The sequence below is a fragment of the Kitasatospora papulosa genome (assembly GCF_000717245.1).
Classification (GTDB): domain Bacteria; phylum Actinomycetota; class Actinomycetes; order Streptomycetales; family Streptomycetaceae; genus Streptomyces; species Streptomyces papulosus.
In genome coordinates this window covers 1-18,751 of sequence record NZ_JNYQ01000020.1, presented here as the reverse complement: position 1 = coordinate 18,751, position 18,751 = coordinate 1, and the positions used below count along the sequence as shown (strand labels likewise).

The 18,751-nt window shown below is 72.0% G+C and carries 17 protein-coding genes and 3 pseudogenes; 5 read left to right on the top strand and 15 right to left on the bottom strand.

What is annotated here, in order from left to right; genetic code table 11:
• Nucleotides 1–29: 29 nt before the first annotated feature.
• Both IA22_RS0131370 and pcaDC read right to left on the bottom strand, forming a co-directional pair.
• Complete coding sequence (locus tag IA22_RS0131370; protein ID WP_030125554.1) at nucleotides 30–677, bottom strand: MBL fold metallo-hydrolase; 648 nt, start codon at nucleotides 675–677, stop codon at nucleotides 30–32.
• A gap of 12 nt (nucleotides 678–689) precedes the next feature.
• Nucleotides 690–2,369 (bottom strand): bifunctional 3-oxoadipate enol-lactonase/4-carboxymuconolactone decarboxylase PcaDC, encoded by a 1,680-nt coding sequence (gene pcaDC, locus IA22_RS0131365; RefSeq protein WP_081889905.1) that lies wholly within the window; start codon nucleotides 2,367–2,369, stop codon nucleotides 690–692.
• A gap of 390 nt (nucleotides 2,370–2,759) precedes the next feature.
• On the opposite strand from pcaDC, the gene IA22_RS0131360 reads away from it, so the two are divergent.
• Entirely contained in the window at nucleotides 2,760–3,524 is a 765-nt protein-coding gene (locus IA22_RS0131360; RefSeq protein ID WP_030125552.1) for a thioesterase II family protein, read from the top strand.
• 24 nt (nucleotides 3,525–3,548) lie between these two features.
• Here IA22_RS0131360 and IA22_RS34400 read toward each other — a convergent pair whose 3' ends face one another.
• The 6 genes from IA22_RS34400 to IA22_RS0131330 all read right to left on the bottom strand — a co-directional run bounded on the left by IA22_RS34400 (nucleotide 3,549) and on the right by IA22_RS0131330 (nucleotide 9,470).
• Nucleotides 3,549–4,211 (bottom strand): hypothetical protein, encoded by a 663-nt coding sequence (locus IA22_RS34400; protein WP_014153142.1) that lies wholly within the window; start codon nucleotides 4,209–4,211, stop codon nucleotides 3,549–3,551.
• Nucleotides 4,212–4,283: 72 nt separating this feature from the next.
• A complete protein-coding gene (locus tag IA22_RS0131350; RefSeq protein WP_015579397.1) occupies nucleotides 4,284–5,450 on the bottom strand; it encodes an ROK family glucokinase in 1,167 nt (388 codons plus the stop codon).
• Nucleotides 5,451–5,582: 132 nt separating this feature from the next.
• Entirely contained in the window at nucleotides 5,583–6,443 is an 861-nt protein-coding gene (locus IA22_RS0131345) for an ATP-binding cassette domain-containing protein (RefSeq protein ID WP_014153144.1), read from the bottom strand.
• Nucleotides 6,440–7,489 carry an ABC transporter permease gene (locus IA22_RS0131340; RefSeq protein WP_030125551.1) on the bottom strand — a complete coding sequence of 350 codons (1,050 nt, stop codon included), beginning with the start codon at nucleotides 7,487–7,489 and terminating at the stop codon, nucleotides 6,440–6,442. The genes IA22_RS0131345 and IA22_RS0131340 overlap by 4 nt, the downstream gene beginning before the upstream one ends.
• Nucleotides 7,486–8,499 carry a sugar ABC transporter substrate-binding protein gene (locus IA22_RS0131335; protein WP_015579396.1) on the bottom strand — a complete coding sequence of 338 codons (1,014 nt, stop codon included), beginning with the start codon at nucleotides 8,497–8,499 and terminating at the stop codon, nucleotides 7,486–7,488. The genes IA22_RS0131340 and IA22_RS0131335 overlap by 4 nt, the downstream gene beginning before the upstream one ends.
• A 209-nt stretch (nucleotides 8,500–8,708) precedes the next feature.
• The gene (locus IA22_RS0131330) at nucleotides 8,709–9,470 is read right to left on the bottom strand and encodes a GntR family transcriptional regulator (RefSeq protein WP_030125549.1); all 762 of its coding nucleotides are present in this window, start codon (nucleotides 9,468–9,470) and stop codon (nucleotides 8,709–8,711) included.
• Between the two features lie 93 nt (nucleotides 9,471–9,563).
• On the opposite strand from IA22_RS0131330, the gene IA22_RS0131325 reads away from it, so the two are divergent.
• Complete coding sequence (locus tag IA22_RS0131325) at nucleotides 9,564–10,568, top strand: Gfo/Idh/MocA family protein (protein WP_014153148.1); 1,005 nt, start codon at nucleotides 9,564–9,566, stop codon at nucleotides 10,566–10,568.
• Nucleotides 10,569–10,790: 222 nt separating this feature from the next.
• On the opposite strand, the pseudogene IA22_RS35660 reads toward IA22_RS0131325, so the two are convergent.
• Nucleotides 10,791–11,536, bottom strand: a pseudogene (locus IA22_RS35660) (response regulator transcription factor).
• A complete protein-coding gene (locus tag IA22_RS0131315; RefSeq protein WP_015579392.1) occupies nucleotides 11,533–12,750 on the bottom strand; it encodes a sensor histidine kinase in 1,218 nt (405 codons plus the stop codon). The pseudogene IA22_RS35660 and the gene IA22_RS0131315 overlap by 4 nt, the downstream one beginning before the upstream one ends.
• Nucleotides 12,751–12,895: 145 nt before the next feature.
• Here IA22_RS0131315 and IA22_RS0131310 point away from each other — a divergent pair, with 145 nt between their 5' ends.
• On the top strand, nucleotides 12,896–13,099 hold the full coding sequence (locus IA22_RS0131310) for a hypothetical protein (protein WP_030125547.1): 204 nt from the start codon (nucleotides 12,896–12,898) through the stop codon (nucleotides 13,097–13,099).
• On the opposite strand, the gene IA22_RS0131305 is transcribed toward IA22_RS0131310, so the two are convergent.
• Nucleotides 13,089–14,009, bottom strand: a complete 921-nt coding sequence (locus IA22_RS0131305; RefSeq protein ID WP_030125546.1) for a DMT family transporter — start codon at nucleotides 14,007–14,009, stop codon at nucleotides 13,089–13,091. The two genes, IA22_RS0131310 and IA22_RS0131305, sit on opposite strands and share 11 nt — an antisense overlap.
• A gap of 219 nt (nucleotides 14,010–14,228) precedes the next feature.
• Here IA22_RS0131305 and IA22_RS0131300 point away from each other — a divergent pair, with 219 nt between their 5' ends.
• Nucleotides 14,229–14,882, top strand: coding sequence for a TetR/AcrR family transcriptional regulator (locus IA22_RS0131300; RefSeq protein ID WP_014153152.1), 654 nt, complete (start codon nucleotides 14,229–14,231; stop codon nucleotides 14,880–14,882).
• Nucleotides 14,883–15,006: 124 nt separating this feature from the next.
• Here the strand turns inward: IA22_RS0131300 and IA22_RS0131295 are convergent, their stop codons facing one another.
• Nucleotides 15,007–15,630, bottom strand: a complete 624-nt coding sequence (locus IA22_RS0131295; RefSeq protein ID WP_014153153.1) for a dihydrofolate reductase family protein — start codon at nucleotides 15,628–15,630, stop codon at nucleotides 15,007–15,009.
• 191 nt (nucleotides 15,631–15,821) lie between these two features.
• On the opposite strand from IA22_RS0131295, the gene IA22_RS0131290 reads away from it, so the two are divergent.
• Complete coding sequence (locus IA22_RS0131290; RefSeq protein WP_030125545.1) at nucleotides 15,822–16,658, top strand: aldo/keto reductase; 837 nt, start codon at nucleotides 15,822–15,824, stop codon at nucleotides 16,656–16,658.
• Nucleotides 16,659–16,772: 114 nt separating this feature from the next.
• Here IA22_RS0131290 and IA22_RS0131285 read toward each other — a convergent pair whose 3' ends face one another.
• From IA22_RS0131285 to IA22_RS37815, 3 genes and pseudogenes are all read right to left on the bottom strand, one after another.
• The gene (locus tag IA22_RS0131285) at nucleotides 16,773–17,102 is read right to left on the bottom strand and encodes a putative quinol monooxygenase (protein ID WP_014153155.1); all 330 of its coding nucleotides are present in this window, start codon (nucleotides 17,100–17,102) and stop codon (nucleotides 16,773–16,775) included.
• A 106-nt stretch (nucleotides 17,103–17,208) separates the two neighbouring features.
• Nucleotides 17,209–18,141: pseudogene (alc, locus tag IA22_RS0131280) on the bottom strand (allantoicase); the annotation flags it as partial.
• Nucleotides 18,137–18,751: pseudogene (locus tag IA22_RS37815) on the bottom strand (amidohydrolase family protein); the annotation flags it as partial. The pseudogenes alc and IA22_RS37815, both read right to left, overlap by 5 nt.

The following is an 18,751-nucleotide window of genomic DNA, read 5'->3' as shown; positions in this document are numbered from 1 at the left end:
AAACCTAGCCGCTCCCACTGACAGCCGGGTCAGAGGCGGGTCGCGTCGCCCGGGGTCAGCCGGCTGTGGTCGGCCCCGCCCAGGGCGCCGATCTGCATGTCGTAGATCGGGCGGGCGAGATCGGTGAGCAGCGCGTCGTGGATGTCGATGGCACGGCGCGGCTTCACCTCGCGCACGTAGTCGATGACCTCGGAGATCTTGCTCCAGGGCGCCATGACCGGGAGCATCAGGGTCTCCACCGGGTGATCGGGCACCGTGAGCGCGTCGCCCGGGTGGAACACCGAACCGTCCACCAGGAAACCGATGTTGGTGATCCGCGGGATGTCCGGGTGGATCACCGCGTGCAGTTCGCCGTGCACCTGCACCTCGAATCCGGCGGCCGTGAACGTGTCACCGTGGCCGACCGTGTGCACGCGGCCCGGGAAGGCCGCGGACATCCGCTCGGCCACACTGCGCAGGGTCCACACCTGTACGGCGGGGTCGGACTCCAGCGCGGCGCGCAGGCGCCCTTCGTCGAAGTGGTCCGGGTGCTCGTGCGTCACCAGGATCGCGTCGGCGCCGACCACGGCGTCGTCCTCGCTGAAGCCGCCGGGATCGATGACGAGCGACCGCCCGTCCCGCTCCAGGCGGACGCAGGAGTGGGTCTTCTTGACGAGGTTGAGAGACGAAGCGTTCATCCCACCATCCTGCTACGCCGGCGGGGTGGTTTCCTCCTGGATCACGGACTGCGCGATCTCGAACGCCGCACCCGCCGCCGGGATGCCGCAGTAGACGGCGGTCTGGAGCAGCACCTCCTTGATCTCGACGGATGTGAGTCCGTTGCGCAGGGCCGCCCTGACGTGCCGGGCGAGGCCGCCCAGGTGTCCGGACGCGACGACCGCGGTGAGCGCCACGCAGCTGCGGGCCCTGCGGTCGAGGCCCTCCCGGCCCCAGATCTCCCCCCAGGCGTAGCGGGTGAGGAGGTCCTGGTAGTCGTCGGTGAAGCCGTCGGAGGCGGCCGTGGCGGCGTCCACGTGGGCGTCGCCCAGCACCTCGCGCCGGACCTTCGTCCCCCGGTCGTACAGGCCGCTGAGTGCATCCGAGGAGACGTCCGGCAGGGCGGCCGCGGCCGAGATCTCCGCGACGGGGACCACCGGGGCGAACGGGGCGGAGAAACCGGGGGAAGGCGGTACGGGAATCGACGCCTGGGTGTCCTGCCACGCGGTCGAGAAGTGCATGAGGAGCAGATCGGTGACCGCGGCCGGCTGTTCGACCGGCGCCAGGTGGGAGGCACCCGGGACGAGGGCGAGCCGGGCGTCGGGGATGCCCGCGACCAGGGTCCGGGCCTCGGCGGGGCCGGTGACCTTGTCCTCGGCACCGACCAGCACGAGGGTCGGGACACCGATGCGCGGGAGTTCCGTACGGATGTCGAAGGCCGCGAGCGCCTCGCAGGAGGCGATGTAGCAGCCGGGGTCGGTGGTGCGGACCATCTGGACGGCCCACTCGACGATGGCCGGCTGGGCGGCGGCGAAGCCAGGGGTGAACCAGCGCTCCGGGGAGGTACGGGCGATCGGCTCCAGCCCGTTGCTGCGGACGATCACCCCGCGCTGGCGGAACTCGTCGGCGGTTCCGAAGCGCGGTGACGCGGCGACGAGCGCCAGGGCCGCGACCCGGTGGGGGTGGCGGAGGGCGAGGTCGGCGCCGACGGCGCCGCCGATGGAGCAGCCCGCGTAACCGAAGCGCTGCACGCCGACGCTGTCCAGCGTGGCGAGGACGCGGTCGGCGAGGTCACTGACCGCGGCGGCCGGGTACGCGGGGGCCCCGCCGTGCCCGGGCAGGTCGTAGCGGAAGATGCGCCAGTGCTTGGACAGCTCGGGTATCTGGCGGTCCCACATGTGCCAGGTGGTGCCCAGGGAGGGGCCGATCACCAGGACCGGAGCGTCGTCGGGCCCGTCGAAGCGGTACTGGAGCCGCTCGGGCCTGAGTCCCTGCGCCGCCTGCGGGCCGGGGCCGGGCTGCTGTCCCCGGGGGGCCTGCGCCTGCGGAGCGACGTCGCCGGGCTGCGTGGTCTGCTGCGGGGAAGCGGCAGGACCCGGCTCCGGGGACCGGGGCGCGGATTCGGGCCACACACCGTGCGGCGGCGCCGGGGGCTGGGTGTACTGCGGCCCCGGGGCGGGCGGTGCGTACGGCGGGACGGTCTGCGAGGACGGGGCGTCCGTGTGCGGCGGCTGGGCCGCCGTCGTCGGCCCGGTGGCCTGCGCGTACGGCTGCCCCGGGACCGTCCGGAAGGCCGCCGGCGGCTGCCGGACCACCTCGCCCAGTACGGGTTCGATGGGGGCCGACTGCGGGGGCCTGGCGGGCTGCGGGGTCGTCTCGCTCAGTTCACTCACTCGCTCCAGGGTAATGACCCCGGCCGCGCCGGCCCCTCCAGGGGTCGCCGGCTCAGGATCAGGGCGGCACCGACCGCGATGTGCATGAGGACGAGTACGGCCTTCGTACCGTCGGAGGCCTCCGTGCCCAGTACGGGCCGAACGCGACCGCGAACGTACCGAGAGCCGGCATGCTGCCGGTCAGTCCGTGGCCGGCGAACAGCAACAGCATTCCGATGGTGGTGAGTTCGACCTCGCCGAGTGCACCGGCGAGCAGCAGCCGTCGGGAGCGCCAGGTCTCGACGTACGCGGCCGAGAGGGAGCAGACGTGGCCGCGGGACGTGTGCCGTACGGCGTGCGGTTCCCGTGCCCCGTGGCGGGAGCCGCGCGACGAATGAGAACCTCACGGTCATGAATCCCGTATCGAGTCCCTCGGCCGGCGACACCTGGGTGCGGCGTTTCCACCACGCCGAGGACGGCCCGCGCCTCGTCTGCTTCCCGCACGCAGGCGGCAGTGCGGCCTTCTACCGACCGATGTCGGCTGCGCTGTCCCCGGACATCGGTGTCTTCGCCGTGCAGTACCCGGGGCGGCAGGACCGTCTGCACGAGCCCTGCATCGACAGCATCCCCGGACTGGCCGATGCGGCCTTCGAGGCACTCGCGCCGCTGACCGACGAGCCGGTGGCACTGTTCGGGCACAGCATGGGGGCGACGCTCGCCTTCGAGCTGGCCGTGCGGATGGAGCAGCGTCTGGGAAGGTCTCCGTCCGCCCTCTTCCTCTCGGGGCGGCGGGCGCCCACCCACTTCCGGGCCGAGTCCGTGCACACGCGCGACGACGCGGGCATCGTCGCCGAACTGGCCGCACTCAGCGGTACGGCCCCGGCACTCCTGCAGAACCGGGAGATCCTCGACATGGTGCTGCCGATGCTCCGCAGTGACTACCGGGCGATCGAGACCTACCGGGGCGGAGCCGACGACGTGGTCTCCTGCCCGGTCACGGTGCTCACCGGGGAGAGCGACGACCATGTCTCCGTCCAGGAGGCGGCCGACTGGGCGGCCCACACCCGCGGGGCCTTCACGTTGCAGACCTTTCCCGGTGGTCACTTCTTCCTGGACGACCACCGGGAGGCGGTCACAGACCTCATCCGTGCCGGTCTGGCGGTCCCCCGGAGGTGAGGCGCGGCCGGGCCCGGCTCACGGTCAGGGGGTCGCGGCGGAGACGACGTAGACGACGGGCGCGGCCGGATCGGTCATGTTGACGGTGATGCTCTGGGTGGGGCGCGGGTCCTTGTTCCTGTGGACCGTTCCCGACCAGTCCACGCCCGGCCCGAAGAGCCAGCCGGTGATCTTGATGTCCCGTTGGCCGATGGTGACCTTGCCCGTCTCCAGCGCGGCACGGCCGGTGCCGACACCGCTCAGGAACCGGTCGAGCCCGGCGGAGGTCGTACGGAACTTCACGTACATCCGGCTGGCTTTCCAGTTGTTGGTCTCGTAGTACTGGACCCCGACCGCATTGCCCGGAATGGGAAGTTCGAAGATCCGGCGCTGCATGCCGGACGGCCAGTCCTCGCGCAGTCCCTGGGCGGAGGCCTCGGCCTCCTTGTCCTTGCCCGAGCGGCGGCTCTGCCCGGCCGAGATGACCAGGTAGCCGGCCGGGATGCCGATGAGCAGGACGATGATGGTCAGGGTGATCAGCCGGCGCCGGATCACCCTGCGCCGGTCCCCCGGAGGCGTCCCGCCGCCGTCACCCGAGCCCGGGGAGCCCGCGGCACCCGAGGACCCGGAACCCGAGGACCCGGAGGATCCCGGGGAGCCGGACGAAGGAGGCCGGCGCGGCACGATGTGGTGTTCGGCTGCGGTCATGGTCGGTGATCCTTCGAGAGCTGCGGTGCGGAGCGGGGTGCGGGTGGCCGGGCCGCGGGGTGCGGCCCCGGGTCACTCGGCGTTACGCGTTCCGCGCGTGTTCCGGATGGTGGTGGCGGCCTGGTCGTAGAACTGCGCGTACCGCTCGTAGCGCTCGACCCTGCGCCGGTTGGTACGCCGGAACCTCCGGGCGACCAGACGGGCGAGGTCGGCGGCGCCGACCATACCCGCCTCGGGTCCGAGCTGCGCCTTGGCGATCCGGGCCTCGGGGCGGTAGCCGCGGCCCGTGAGGTGGCGCTTGAAGGCGTCCCTGGCGGGACCGATCAGCAGGTCGTCGGCCGCGCTGACACCGCCGCCGATGACGAAGCAGGACGGGTCCAGCGCCGCCGCGAGATTGGCGATGCCGACGCCGAGCCACTGTCCGATGTCCTGGAGGAGCTCGACGCACATGGCGTCACCCTCGCGAGCCAGCTCGGTGATGAGCGGCCCGGTGATCTCGGGGATGTTGCCCTTGACCCGCTCGATGAGGCCGTGGGCCACCGGGGAGTCCGCCGCGGCCAGCTCCCTGGCCTCGCGCACGAGGGCGTTGCCCGAGCTGTACTGCTCCCAGCAGCCTCGGTTGCCGCACGGGCAGCGGTGCCCGCCGGGCACCACCTGCATATGGCCGAACTCACCCGCGACGCCGTACTTGCCGCGCTTGACGTGCCCGTCCTCCAGGATCGCGCCGCCGATGCCCGTGCCCAGCGTGATCATGACCAGGTGGTCCTCACCCCGGCCGGCGCCGAAGCGCCATTCCGCCCAGGCGGCCGTGTTGGCGTCGTTGTCGACCATCACGGGGACCACCAGCCGGGAGGCGATGGCGTCGCGGAGGGGCTCGTCACGCCAGGCCAGGTGCGGGGCGAACAGCACCTTGGAGCGGTCCGCGTCCACCCAGCCCGCCGCGCCGATGCCGACGGCGTGCACGTCGTGGCGGTCGGAGAGGTCCAGGACCAGCTCGACGATGGTGTCCTCGACGACCTTCGGGCTCTTCGACTTGTCCGGGGTCTCGGTGCGCAGGGTCTCCAGGATGTTGCCGTCGGCGTCCACGACACCGGCCATCACCTTGGTGCCGCCGATGTCGATGCCGACCGTGGGCACCCGGGGCGCCGTGAGATGCGAGCGCCGCTCCCTGGTGCCGACGGTCCGCAGGACGGTGGCGCGGGCGGAGCCGCGGTGTGTGAAGTCGCGGTACGTGCTCATCGTCCCTGCGCAGGTCGGGGGGCCGGTCGGTGATCAGTCCGGCGGCGGACGGCGCCCGCCGTGCACGATTCTGCCATTCCCGCGCCCCCGGAACCGGTCTCCGGGTGGGGGCGAGGGGGTGCGCGGCGGTGTCTACGGGGTGTCGTCACCCACCGGACGGCCGCCGAGCCGGTCGGGTGAAGGGGCGCGTTCGAGCTCGTGGCTCAGCTCCTCCAGCTCGCTCCCGCCCGCCATCTGCCGGGTCAGTTCGTCCAGCGTGACGTCGTCCTTGGTGTGGCTCCCGGACATCGCGCCGCGCTTCAGCAGCACGAAACGGTCGCCGACGAGATAGGCGTGGTGGGGGTTGTGCGTGATGAGAACCACGCCGAGCCCGGCGTCCCTGGCCGCTGCGACGTACTTCAGCACGACACCGGACTGCTTGACGCCGAGCGCCGCGGTCGGCTCGTCGAGGACGAGGACCTTCGCGCCGAAGTACACGGCCCGGGCGATCGCCACGCACTGGCGCTCACCGCCGGACAGGGTGCCGATGGGCTGGTCGACGTCGCGCAGGTCGATGCCCATCCGCAGCAGTTCCGCGCGGGTCGTCTCACGCATCCGCCGCACGTCCAGGCGCTTGAACGGGCCGACACCCTTCGTCGGCTCGGAGCCGAGGAAGAAGTTGCGCCAGACCGGCATGAGCGGAACGACCGCGAGGTCCTGGTAGACGGTCGCGATGCCCCGGTCCAGGGCGTCGCGCGGGTTGGCGAGCGTGGTCTCCTCACCCTCGATCCGGAAGGTGCCGGCGTCGTGCCGGTGCAGCCCCGCGATGATCTTGATGAGGGTGGACTTGCCGGCACCGTTGTCGCCGAGGACGCAGGAGATCTCGCCCGCGCGGACCTCCAGGGAGACGTTCTCCAGGGCCTTGATGTTGCCGTAGTACTTGCTGACGTCGTCGAGCTCGACCAGCGCCGGGCCGGCCGTGTCCCGGGGTGCCGGGGCCTGGGTGGCCGTCATTTCGTCGCCTCCGCGCGCTTGCGTACCCATGCGTTGAGCAGGGTGGCCAGGAGCAGCATCGCCCCCAGGAAGAACTTGAACCAGTCGGGGTTCCACTCCGCGTACACGATGCCCTTGCTGGTCATGCCGAAGATGATCGCGCCGACGGCGGACCCGATCGCGGAGCCGTAGCCACCGGTGATCAGACAGCCGCCGATGACGGCCGCGATGATGTAGATCAGCTCGTTGCCGACGCCCTCGCCGGACTGCACCACGTCGTAGGAGAAGAGCAGGTGCTGGCCGGAGACCCAGGCGGCGAAGGCCACACCGAGGTAGAGCCCGATCCGGGTGCGGACCACGGGGACGCCGACCGCGCGCGCCGCGTCCGCCTCCCCGCCGACGGCGAAGATCCAGTTGCCGAAGCGGGTGCGGATGAGGATCCAGGTGGCCAGCGCGACGAGTGCGGCCCACCACAGGATGGTGACCTTGAGCTCGACGTCGCCGATGGTGAGGTAGGAGGCGAAGACCTTGCGGGCGGACTCGAAGCCCTCCATGTTGCCGATGGTCCTGGTCGAGACGGTGCCGCTGATCAGCTTGGTGAAGCCGAGGTTCAGACCGGTCAGCATCAGGAACGTACCGAGCGTGATGATGAAGCTCGGGAGCTTGGTGCGGGTCAGCATGAAGCCGTTGAACGCGCCGAAGCCGAGGGTGACCAGCAGCGACACGAAGACGCCCACCCAGACGTTGGCGGTCATCTGGTAGCTGAACATCGAGGAGATCAGCGCGGAGCTGGTCACCATCACGCCCGCGGAGAGGTCGAACTCACCGCCGATCATCAGGAGCGCCACGGGGGCCGCCATGATCCCGATGGTGGAGGCGGCGTAGAGCACCGTGCCGAGGCTGGATGCCTGGAGGAAGCTGTCCGCGACGATCGCGAAGAAGAGGAAGACGGCCGCGGCCCCGACGACCGAGCCGAGCTCGGGGCGGCCGAGCAGTTTGCGCAGCGGGGAGGTGCGCAGCAGACGTTCGTCGGTGTGCGGCGCCGCCGGTTGCCCGGTCGCGGTCATCGGGTCCCCCGGTTCGTGTACTCCGCGAGCGCGTCGGCGTCGTCGCGGGTGATGACCTGGGGACCGGTCAGGACGGGCAGGCCGCCGCCGAGCACGTTCTGGTTGTAGCGGTAGAGCCAGAGCAGGTCGACGGCCTCGTAGCCCTGGAGGTAGGGCTGCTGGTCGACCGCGAAGCCGAGGCTCTTGTCCTGCAGCCCGGCGGCGACGCTCGCGTTGAGGTCGAAGGTGTCGATCTCGGCCTTGCTCCCCGCGGTCTTCTTCGCCTTGACGGCGGCGGCGGCGAAGGGCGCGCCGAGGGTGACGACCGCGTCGATGCTCTTGTCGGAGTCGAGCTTGGCCTCGATGGACGCCTGGACGTCGGGCATGTTGGTGCCGTCGACGTAGAGGTTCTGCATCGTGCCGCCGAAGGTCTTCTTCGCCCCGGCGCAGCGCTGCTCGTGGCCGACGTTGCCCTGTTCGTGCAGGACGCAGAGCACCTTCTCGCGCTTGCGCGTGTTCAGCTCGTCGCCGACGGCCTCGCCCGCGATGGACTCGTCCTGGCCGATGTGGGTGAGGGCGCCGAAGGCCTTCGACTCGGCGGATCCCGAGTTCACGGTGATGACGGGGATGCCCGCCTTGACGGCCTTGGCCACGACGGTCTTCATCGAGTCGGGCTTGGCCAGGGAGACGATCAGGCCGTCGACCTTCTTGTCGATCGCGGTCTGGACGAGCTCGGCCTGCTGCTGGCCCTCGTCGTTGTGCGAGTACAGGAAGTTGATGTTGTCCTTCTTGGCCGCCTGCTGGGCACCCTTCTGGACGATGTCCCAGAAGGTGTCACCATCACCCGAGTGGGTGACCATGGCGAACGTCCAGCGGGGCGTGTTCACCGCGGACCGGCCCTCGGCGGCCTGCTGGGCGGCGCGTTCCTCCGCCCGCTTGCCGCCGGTGCTGCTGCATCCCGCGAGGGAGGCCGCCAGTACCGCTGCCAGCACGGCGCCCATCGCGCGTACCCCTGTCCGAACCCTTGCCACGACGCCGTGCCCTTCTAGTGCTGCTCGCTGTGCTGCCTGGTGGTGCCGGCGGGGAGAGACTCGCCGCCCGGCGGGCCAAGTATCCCCGAGCCCGGACCGGCACGGCCCGGCAGGGGCGCGGGCCGCGCCCTCCCGACGTTCTAGCGACCTAGCATGACCGCGTCAATGCTCTTGTCCGAACACGGGGACCGGAGGGCGGACGGGCTGGTTCAGGGCCGGACCAGCAGCTGGAACTCGAAGGCGTACCGCGAGGCCCGGTAGACGTGCGAGCCGAATTCGACCGCCCGGCCCCCGTCGTCGAAGGTGGTGCGCTCCATCGTCAGCAGGGGCGCCCCGGCGGGCTCCGCGAGCAGTTCGCCCTCCTCGGCGGTGGCGGCGCGGGCCCCCACGGACTGCCGGGCGCTGTGCAGGGTGATTCCCGAGGCGCGCATCATCCGGTACAGGCCGGTCGACTCCAGCCGCTCGGTACCGAGGTCGAGCAGCCGCGGCGGCAGGTGGTTGCGCAGGAGTGCTATCGGCTCGTCGTGCGCGTACCGCACCCGCTCGACGAGATGGACGTCGCCGCCCTCCTCGATCCCGAGCGCGGCGGCGACCTCGGGGGTGGCCGGCTCGAACGTGTTCCGCAGGACCCGGGTCGCCGGGTCCCGGCCGGCGGTCTCCAGGTCGTCGTAGAGGCTGCTCAGTTCGAGCGGGCGCCTGATGCGGCTGTGCACGACCTGGGTGCCGATGCCGCGCCGGCGCACCATCAGGCCCTTGTCGACGAGCGACTGGATGGCCTGGCGGACGGTCGGCCGGGACAGCCCGAGCCGTGCGGCGAGGTCCAGCTCGTTGCCGAGGAGACTGCCCGGCGCCAGGCGCCCCTGCTCGATGGCCGCCTCAAGCTGCTGGGCCAGCTGGTGGTAGAGCGGGACGGGACTGGTGCGGTCCACGCCCAGCCCGAGGGCGGCGGAGTCGGCGGCGGGTTTGGGCACGGCAGGGAGCGTACCCCGCGCCGTCGCGCCGCACCCGTCCATTTGTCAGGACATATAGTTGACAGTGCGCCCGGTGGGCGGCACGTTGGGTCCATGCGCATCGGACTCATCGGCACGGGCCGGATCGGTTCCTTCCACGCGGACGTCCTCGCACGCCATCCCGCCGTCGCCTCCCTGGTGGTGACGGACCCGGATGCGGCCCGCGCGGCCGGCGTCGCGGCGCGGACCGGAGCCACCGCCGTCGCGTCCGCCGGGGAGCTGCTGGGCGCGGGGGTGGAAGCGGTGGTGATCGCCTCGGCCACCTCGGCGCACGCGGACCTCATCGGCCGTGCGGCGCGGGCCGGTCTGCCCGCGTTCTGCGAGAAGCCGGTCGCGCTGGACCTGGCGGGGACCCTGGGCGCGCTTCACGAGGTCGAGCGGGCGGGCAGTGTGCTCCAGATCGGTTTCATGCGCCGCTTCGACGCGGGGTACGCCGCGGCACGCCGCGCCGTGCGCGGCGGGGCCCTGGGCCGGCTGCACACCGTGCGGGCGACGACGTCCGACCCCGCTCCCCCGCCCGCCGCGTATCTGCCGCTCTCCGGCGGCCTGTTCAGGGACTGCCTGGTGCACGACTTCGACATCCTGCGGTGGGTGACGGGCCGTGAGGTGACCGAGGTGTACGCCACCGGGTCGGACGGGGGTCCCGGCATCTTCCGGGAGGCCGGTGACGTGGACACGGCGGCGGCGCTGCTGACCCTGGACGACGGCACGCTCGCCACGGCCACCGCCACCCGCTGCAACGGGGCCGGGTACGACGTACGCATGGAACTGGCGGGCGAGCGGGACCAGATCGCGGTCGGTCTCGACGACCGCACGCCGCTCACGTCCGCCGAGCCGCAGGGTCCGCCCGCGCCGGCCAAGCCGTGGCCGGGCTTCCTGGAGCGGTTCGCCCCGGCGTACGAGGCCGAACTGGACGCCTTCCTCGGCGTGGTGCGCGGCGGGACGACGAACCCGTGCGACGGCAGGGAGGCGCTGCACGCGCTGCGCATCGCCGAGGCGTGCGAGCTGTCGCGCGCACGGCGCCGTCCCGTACGGATGGCGGAGATCGCCGAGGACTGAGCCCGCCACCAGGCCACCGGCAGACTCACCGGCCCCCGGATCAGCATGCCGGTACGCGAGGCAGACCGGGACGGAGCCGCGTCGAGCCGCAGCCCCGGGCAGCGCTCCGGCGTCGTCGGCGGCATGACGGGCCCCCGCGGCGGCCCGGGCGGCCGGCAGGACTCCCCCGCCCACCGGGTCCCGCGCGTCACGCGGATCGGCCGCCGGCATCGTCCCCTTCCCTCATCCGGTCCGACCGGTTCGGTGCGGGGCGGTGCCTCCCGCCCCGTCGTCGCCCTCGTGCAGGAATCCCGCATCGTGCACCAACAGGGCGATCTGGACACGGTTGTTGAGCCCCAGCCTGGCGAGATCCGGGACACGTGGGCCTTCACGGTCGCCACGCTCAGATGCAGCTCCGCGGCGATCTCCGCGTTGGACCTGCCGCGCCCCACCGCGGAGGCCACGTCCTGCTCGCGTTCCCCGAGCCCGGCGAACCGCTGCCGGGCGCGTCTCCTTCGCGCCGTACCGTCGTCCGTCCCCTCGCCGGCGGCACGGGCCATGAGCCTGCGGGTGACCGCGGGCGAGAGGACGGGCTCACCGGCGGCGACGCGCAGGACCGCCTCGACGATCTGCGCGGGCGGGGTGTCCTTGAGGACGAATCCGGCCGCCCCCGCGCGGATGGCCCTCAGGACCTGCTCGTCGGCGTGGAAGGTGGTCAGGACGATGACCTCGGGGGCACCGGGCCTGCGCCGGAGTTCCTCGGTCGCGGCCAGTCCGTCCATGCCCGGCATCCGGATGTCCATGAGCACGACGTCGGGGTGGGTGCGGTCGACGAGGGCGGCCACCTCGGTGCCGTCGGCGGCCTCACCGACGATGTCGACACGCGCGGCACCGCCGAGCATCAGGGTGAGCCCGGCGCGCACGAGGGGGTCGTCGTCGACGACGGCCAGCCGGACGGGTGGTGCCTCCGGAGACGTGGGAGTGCTCATGCCGGCCACGGTAGCCGGGCCCGCACCGTGAACCCGCCGTCGGGCCGGGGCCCGTGGTCCAGGCTGCCGCCCGCCAGGTTCGCTCGTTCGGTGAGCCCGATGAGCCCCTGGCCGGACCCGGGGACGGGGTCGAAGGGCTCGTCGGGAGCGGGGTTGTCGACCTCGATGGTCAGCCCGTCGCCGGGTCCGCCGGCGACGGTCACGCCGACGGGGGCTCCGGGGGCGTGCTTCCGCGCGTTGGTCAGCGCCTCCTGGGCGATGCGGTAGACGGTGCGCCCGGTCGCTGCGGGCGCCCGCGCCGGGTCGGCGACACGGTTGTCGAGGGTGACCCGCATGCCCGCCGAGCGCGACTCGTCGACCAGCGCGTCCAGGGTGACGAGGGTGGGCTGCGGCCGGTTGCCGTCCTCGCTCTCGCCCGGTGCGCGCAGCACACCGATGATCTCCCGGAGGTCCTGGAGCGCCTCGTGGGCGCTGTCGCGGATGACACCGGCGGCCCTCGCGACCTCGGCGGTGGGCGCGTCGGGCCGGAATTCGAGTGCGCCCGCGTGGACGCTGAGCAGGGTCAGCCGGTGGGCGAGGACGTCGTGCATCTCGCGGGCGATGGCCTCCCGCGCGAGGCGCTGGGCCTGCTCGGCGCGGAGCTCCGCCTCGGTCTCGGCCCGTCGTGCGCGTTCGCGCAGGGAGACGACCAGCTGGCGCCGTGACCGTACGACCATGCCCCAGCTGAGCACGAGAAGCACCAGCAGGGCGCCGATGACGCTGGAGGCGAGGAACGAGCTGCCGGGGTCCGGGCGCAGCATCGGCTGCACCGGGGCGACGACCAGGGCCCCGGCGCCGATGAACGCCACGGGTCGGAACGGCCGGTGCACAGCGAGGCTGAACAGGCCGACCAGCATCGCGCCGGCCGCGACGGGTTCGACGAGGCTGACGGCCGTGAGGGTCACGGCGACCCCGACCGGCCAGCGCCGCCTGGCCCAGAGCCCGCAGCAGGCCGCCGCGCCCACGAGCGAGTCGGCGACGAGGACCCCGCCCGGTGTGGTCGGGTCCGCCTCGATCGTCACGAGGGCAAGCATCCCGAAGCCCGCGGCGCAGAGGAAGGCCGTGATGTCGACGGCCCAGTCCCGCACGGTCCGGCGCGACCTGCCCCGGTCGCCGGGCAGCTCGTCGTCGGCCAGGGCCGAGGGAAGCAGCCAGCGGTACTCCGTACGTGTCATACGGACGAATCTACGCAGCCGAGGGGCGCCGACGGCCGTTCGCGGGCCGGACGGATACCTGAGTCGCACGATCGTAGACTTCCGTCGGCCGCTCCAGGACCGACGGCCGACGCGGACGCCTCACGGCCCGGTGCAGGCTCGGGCCATGAGGAAATTCCTGGAGACGGCCGGCTTCCTGGTGTTCGTCCAGGGCGTCGCCGGGCTCCTGTACGAATGGACGGGCTGGTTCCGGCTGTGGGCCGTGGTGGCGAGGTTCGACGTCCTGGACGGCTACGGGATCTACGTGAGCATCGTGCTGGTCGTGACGGGCGGCGCGGTGATGGTCGCCGCGGACTCGGTCAAGGGGTGACGTCGGCCCGTCGGCGCCCCCACGCGGTGCCCGCGAGCACGAGTACCGCGCCGAGCACCCCCGGGACGCCGAGACGTTCGCCGCCGATGGCGATGCCGACGGCGGCGGCCCAGAGGGGCTCCGTGCCGAGCAGCAGGCTGACCCGGGACGGGGAGGTGCGGCGTACCGACCACATCTGCACGAAGAAGGCGAACAGGGTGCAGAAGACGGCGAGGAAGAGCAGTCCCGCCCACTCGGCGGCGCCGAAGTCCGCGGCCACGGTCCAGGGCGCCGCCCCGGTACCGGGGACCGCCGCCAGTACGGCGAAGACCGCGACCGCGCTGCCGAGCTGCACCGTGGTCAGGGACAGCGAGTCGGCGTCCTGGACCGCCTTGATGCGCGCCATGAGCAGGACGTGGACCGTGCGGGCGAGGGCGGCGAGCAGCATCAGCAGGTCACCGGCCGACGGGCTGGTGAAGCCGCCGTTCTGGGTCAGCAGCACCACCCCGGCGACCGAGAGTCCCGCCGCCGCGAGGAAGGCGGCGGGCGGCCGGACCCGGGTCACGGCGGCCTCGGCCAGCGGGGTGAAGATCATCGTGAGGCTGATGATCAGCCCGGCGTTGGTGGCCGACGTGTGCACCACACCGTAGGTCTCCAGCAGGAAGATCCCGCTGAGCACGAGCCCGAGCAGACCGGCCCCCCGCCACTGCGCGCCGCTCAGGGTGCGCAGTCCGCGCCGTCCGGCGACGGCCAGTGCGGGCAGCACGACGGCGAAGCGGAGCACCAGGACGGCGATCACGGTGTGCGTGGTGGTGATGCCCTTGGCCGCGAGGTAGCTGGCACCCCACACGGCGGCGACGAGCAGGAGCGGCAGATCGGTGACCCACGCCCGGCGGGGGCGGGTGAGGGCGGGCAGGACGGCAGAGGACACCTGGTGCTCCTGGTTCTCCACGGGAACGATGTGGAGACCTCGCCGGCTCACACGGGAGCGCTCACCGTATCGAACGCGGACCCCCCTCGGGAACGCGCGTCCACAGCGCGACTCGGCCAGGTGTTCGCAGGGTTCGTACCGGCCTGAAGCGGTCCTGCGACCGTGCCGGGTCCTCCTAGAATGTCGGTCCTGGGACGCTCGGACACACGGAGTTGGCACATGGGTGGAGCGCGGCTGGACGGACGGGTCGAGCGGGGGAACCAGACCCGGCAGCTGGTCCTGGGGCGCGCGGTCCACGTCGCCTCGACCGAAGGACTGGAGGGGCTGTCGCTCGGACGGCTGGCCACGGAGCTGAAGCTGAGCAAGAGCGGCGTGTTCGCCCTGTTCGGTTCCAAGGAGGAGCTGCAGCTCGCCACGGTGCGCGCCGCCGTGACCGTCTTCGTCGAGCACGTGCTGACACCGACGAGGGCGGCCCCGCCCGGTCTGGGACGCGTCTGGCGGATGTGCGAGAGCTGGCTGTCCTACTCGCAGCGCCGGGTGTTCAGCGGCGGCTGCTTCTTCTACGCGACCATCGCCGAGTTCGATTCGCGGGAGGGCAAGGTGCACGACGCGCTGGCTTCCACGCAGACGGGCTGGGTCACCTTCGTGGAGGAGACGGTCGAGGAGGCCCGGGTGCGGGGGGAGCTCGCCGCGGACACGGACGTCTCGCAGCTCGCCTTCGAACTCATCGCGTTCATGGAGCTGGCCAACGCGGAGTCCGTGCTGCACAGCAACAACCCCGGCTACACGAAGGCGGCGCGGGCCATCCTGGGGCGGCTGCACGCCGCCGCCACCGACCCTTCCACGCTGCCCGCGATCCCCGGTCGGAAATGACCGCACGTCCGTTCGCCCAGCGATAGGGCCGGCGGGGTCGGGGGCACGCGTCCGGTCCGTCCACCTCGTCTGCCCGACCGGGCGGAAGGTCCGGCTCCCGTCGGACGTCGTGCTCGAAGGTCTGTCAGACGTCCTGCTCGAAGGTGCCGAACCGCGCTCGCCCCGCGGGCCGGTAGGTGTGGATCGCGATGCCGCTGCCGGTGGTCCGGGCACCGGTGAGCTCGAAGGCCGTCGGCTCCCCACCGTCCGCGAAGAGCCTTCTGCCCCTGCCCAGGTAGACGGGGTGGACGATCAGGTTCACCTCGTCGATCAGGCCGTGCGCCAGGAGGAACTGCGCCAACGTGCCGCTGCCGTGGATCTGGAGCTCCCCTTCCGCCGTTTGCTCCTTCAGCCGTGCGACCTCGGCGGGCACGTCACCCCGGACGACGGTGGTGTTCTCCCACTCCGGTTCGGTCAGCGTGCGGGAGACGACGTGCTTGGGCAGGGTGTTGAGACGTGCGGCGACGGGGTCCTGCGGGTCGGTGACCTCGGGCCAGTAGGACGAGAAGATGTCGTACGTACGCCGCCCGAGGAGATAGGCACCCGAACGGTCGAAGACCTCGTTGATGAAGGCCCCCAGGCCGTCGTCCGCGAAGGGGACCATCCAGCCGCCGTACTCGAACCCGCCGGTGGTGTCCTCGTCGGGGCCGCCGGGTGCCTGCATCACTCCGTCGAGCGATACGAACGTGGTGAGGGTCAGTTTCGCCATGGTCCTGCTCCTTCCGCCTCGACGCCGTGGGGACGGGCCCCGGCAGTCCGTGTGCTTCCACCTGTTCTGACCCCACCTTCGGGCGGAATTCATCGGTCCGCCCGGCAGGACCCCGCCGCCGCGCCGACCCGTCCCCGCCCGTCGGCCCGTCCTACGCTGGCGGGGACCGTACGCGAACGAAATGGGAGACCATGAGCCAGACACCGCCCCCGGTCCGCAATCTCCACGACGGCAGCACCATCCCCGCGGTGGGCCTCGGCACCTGGCCGCTCGACGACGAGGCTGCGGAGAAGGCCGTCGCCGGAGCGCTGCGGCTCGGCTACCGGCTCGTGGACACCGCGCTGAACTACGGGAACGAGACCGGCACCGGTCGCGGGATCGCCCGCTCCGGGGTACCTCGGCAGGAGGTCTTCGTCACGACCAAGGTGCCCGGCCGTCACCACGGGTACGAGGAGACGCTGGCCTCCTTCGAGGTGTCGCTGGGCAACCTGGGGCTGGAGTACGTCGACCTGTACCTCATCCACTGGCCGCTGCCCCGGGTGGACAAGTACGTCGACACCTGGAAGGCGATGATCAAGCTCCGCGAGGACGGCCTCGTACGTGCCATCGGCGTCTCCAACTTCACGGCGGAGCACCTGGACCGGCTGGAGCGGGAGACGGGGGTGCTGCCCGTGGTGAACCAGATCGAGATGCATCCGCTGCTCCCTCAGGAGGAACTGCGGGCGGTGCACACCGCCAAGGGCATCGTCACGGAGAGCTGGAGCCCGCTGGCCCGGGGGCGCCAGGTCCTGGAGGCCCCCGAGGTGATCGCGGCGGCCGCGGCGCACGGCGTGACGCCGGGCCAGGTGGTCCTGCGGTGGCACACACAACAGGGAGCGGTACCGATCCCGAAGTCCGCCGATCCCGGGCGGCAGCGGGAGAACCTGGACCTCTTCGGCTTCCGGCTGACGCAGCAGGAACTCGACCGGATCGGGGCCCGGCCGACGCACCGCTTCGGCGGGGATCCCGAGACCCACGAGGAGTTCTGACGGCGGAGGGGCACCGGGCGCGGTCGGCCGCGCGGCGGCCGGGGAGCACCGGCCGTGCGGGGCGCGGCCGTCAGCCTCCGGAGCGGCGGACCTCACCCGCCGGAGCCGCGACGGTCACCGGTTGCGCGGGGTGACCTCCGACATCCGGGACCAGTCGTCGCCGGGCACCTCGACGTTGATGATCTCCGGAACCTCGCTGACGAGCTCCGACATGGTGTCGATCGCGGCCTTGAAGTGTTCGGAGTTCACATGCGCCACGCCCGCCTCCTGCGAGGCGAACGCCTCCAGCAGGACGAACTGGTCCGGATTCTCGACGCTGTAGGACCAGTCGAAGAAGAGGTTGCCCGGCTCCTGACGGGTCGCGAGGGTGAACTCCTCGACAGCGGGGAGCCAGTTGTCACGCTCGGCGCTGCGCACGGTGAACTTGACGGCGATGAAGATCATGGCGACTCCTGGTCGGGACGACGACGTCCCGACCAGCGTCCCATACCTCCGCAGGCCGGACGGGAACCGGCACACCCACCCCGCCGCAGGGAAGGGCGCGGGGCGGCTATCCGCCGAGCGCCTCGTGACGGGCGGCCAGTCGCGCCGCCCCTGCGCCGGTCAGCGAGCCGAAGAGCCTGAGCCGGGAGATCCCGCCGTCCGGGAAGATGTCGATTCTGACGTGTGTGCCCCGCACGGGTACCGGCAGGACGAAGCGGTGGTTCGTGTCGGGCTGGAGACGGGTCCGGGGCAGGAGTTCCGCCCACGCGGCGTCCTCGCCGTCACGGATTGAAACAGCCGCCCAGCCCGCCGCGTTGCCCTTGAGGTAGGCCGTGTCGATCTCGACGGCCCGGATCTCCGACTGGGCGGCCAGCGCGTAGCGGATCCAGTCGTTGCCCTTGTCCCGTCGGCGGCGGGTCTCCCAGCCGTCGTCCATCTTGCGGGATCTACCGGGCGCGATGGTGTGGGTGGCCGGCGAGTAGAAGCGGTCGGACGCGTCCTCGACCCGGCCGCCGTTCTCCAGGGCCACCACGTCGAACGTGCCGAGGGCGGACAGCCATCCGGGGTCGGGGGCCACCTCGCCGTGGACGCGCAGCCGTGCGATGCCGCCGTCGGGGTGCTGATTGACCCGCAGATGGGTGAAGCGCTGCTCCGCGTCGACGGTGAAGCCGTTGGCCGCGTGGCCGCCGACCGCCGTGCGGGGGACGAGGGTTGTCCATGGCACGTCGGGGGCGAGGAGGTCCTCGGGGGACGGGGAACCGGGCAGCGAGGTCGCCTCGACGGAGACCGACTGCGGGTAGTTGCCGCGGAAGTGCGCGGTGTCGACGATCAGCCCGCGCACCACGCCGGGAGCACCGAGGCGTACGAGGGCCCAGTCGTGGTCCTCGTCGGTGGGGTGCGGCTCGGTGGCGCCGGTACCGCGTCGGCGGCGGGTCTCCCAGCCGTCCATGATCTTGCCCTTGTGTCCGAAGCGTTCGGGGTCGAACTCGGCGGGCTTCGGCGAGTACCCCGTCGGCCACGATCCGCGTCCCGCGCAACCAGGTGGACCTGACGACACCGTGCAGGGTCTTCCCCGCATAAGCGGTGACCTGGTTACGGTGCTGGAGCCCGGCCGGATCGACCGTGAAACTCTCCTCAGGAGCCAGGACCACGAAGTCCGCGTCCCGCCCCGCCTCGATCGCACCCTTCCGGCCCAGCCCGGCCAGAGCCGCCGGACCCGCGTGCCGTCCGCCAGCCCCGCCCACAACGCGTCCTGATTGACCGCCTCACGAATCGGCGGACAGCACTTGAACTCCGTCGCCCCGTCCGGAACCTCCTCAGCCGTCAACGTCAGAAAATGCGGACACGACTCGACACTCACCCCCACCCCCTCCCGCTTCGCCTCCGCGATCAGCGGCAACGCATCCGCAGAAGACAGATGCAACACATGCACCCGCGCGCCCAACCGCCGCGCCTGCGCGATCAGACGCGCGATCGCCGCGTTCTCCGCATCACGAGGCCGCGACGCCAGAAAATCGGCGTACTTCCCCCCACTCCGCTGCGGCGCCCCGGCCAGATGCTCCGGATCCTCCGCGTGCACGATCAGCAGCCCACCGAACCCCGCGATCTCC

Excerpts from the sequence above, each read along its gene's own strand:
- IA22_RS0131370 (WP_030125554.1), bottom strand. The coding sequence starts at position 677 with ATGAACGCTTCGTCTCTCAACCTCGTCAAGAAGACCCACTCCTGCGTC.
- IA22_RS0131360 (WP_030125552.1), top strand. The coding sequence starts at position 2,760 with ATGAATCCCGTATCGAGTCCCTCGGCCGGCGACACCTGGGTGCGGCGT.
- IA22_RS34400 (WP_014153142.1), bottom strand. The coding sequence starts at position 4,211 with ATGACCGCAGCCGAACACCACATCGTGCCGCGCCGGCCTCCTTCGTCC.
- IA22_RS0131350 (WP_015579397.1), bottom strand. The coding sequence starts at position 5,450 with ATGAGCACGTACCGCGACTTCACACACCGCGGCTCCGCCCGCGCCACC.
- IA22_RS0131345 (WP_014153144.1), bottom strand. The coding sequence starts at position 6,443 with ATGACGGCCACCCAGGCCCCGGCACCCCGGGACACGGCCGGCCCGGCG.
- IA22_RS0131340 (WP_030125551.1), bottom strand. The coding sequence starts at position 7,489 with ATGACCGCGACCGGGCAACCGGCGGCGCCGCACACCGACGAACGTCTG.
- IA22_RS0131325 (WP_014153148.1), top strand. The coding sequence starts at position 9,564 with ATGCGCATCGGACTCATCGGCACGGGCCGGATCGGTTCCTTCCACGCG.
- IA22_RS0131315 (WP_015579392.1), bottom strand. The coding sequence starts at position 12,750 with ATGACACGTACGGAGTACCGCTGGCTGCTTCCCTCGGCCCTGGCCGAC.
- IA22_RS0131310 (WP_030125547.1), top strand. The coding sequence starts at position 12,896 with ATGAGGAAATTCCTGGAGACGGCCGGCTTCCTGGTGTTCGTCCAGGGC.
- IA22_RS0131300 (WP_014153152.1), top strand. The coding sequence starts at position 14,229 with ATGGGTGGAGCGCGGCTGGACGGACGGGTCGAGCGGGGGAACCAGACC.
- IA22_RS0131295 (WP_014153153.1), bottom strand. The coding sequence starts at position 15,630 with ATGGCGAAACTGACCCTCACCACGTTCGTATCGCTCGACGGAGTGATG.
- IA22_RS0131290 (WP_030125545.1), top strand. The coding sequence starts at position 15,822 with ATGAGCCAGACACCGCCCCCGGTCCGCAATCTCCACGACGGCAGCACC.
- IA22_RS0131285 (WP_014153155.1), bottom strand. The coding sequence starts at position 17,102 with ATGATCTTCATCGCCGTCAAGTTCACCGTGCGCAGCGCCGAGCGTGAC.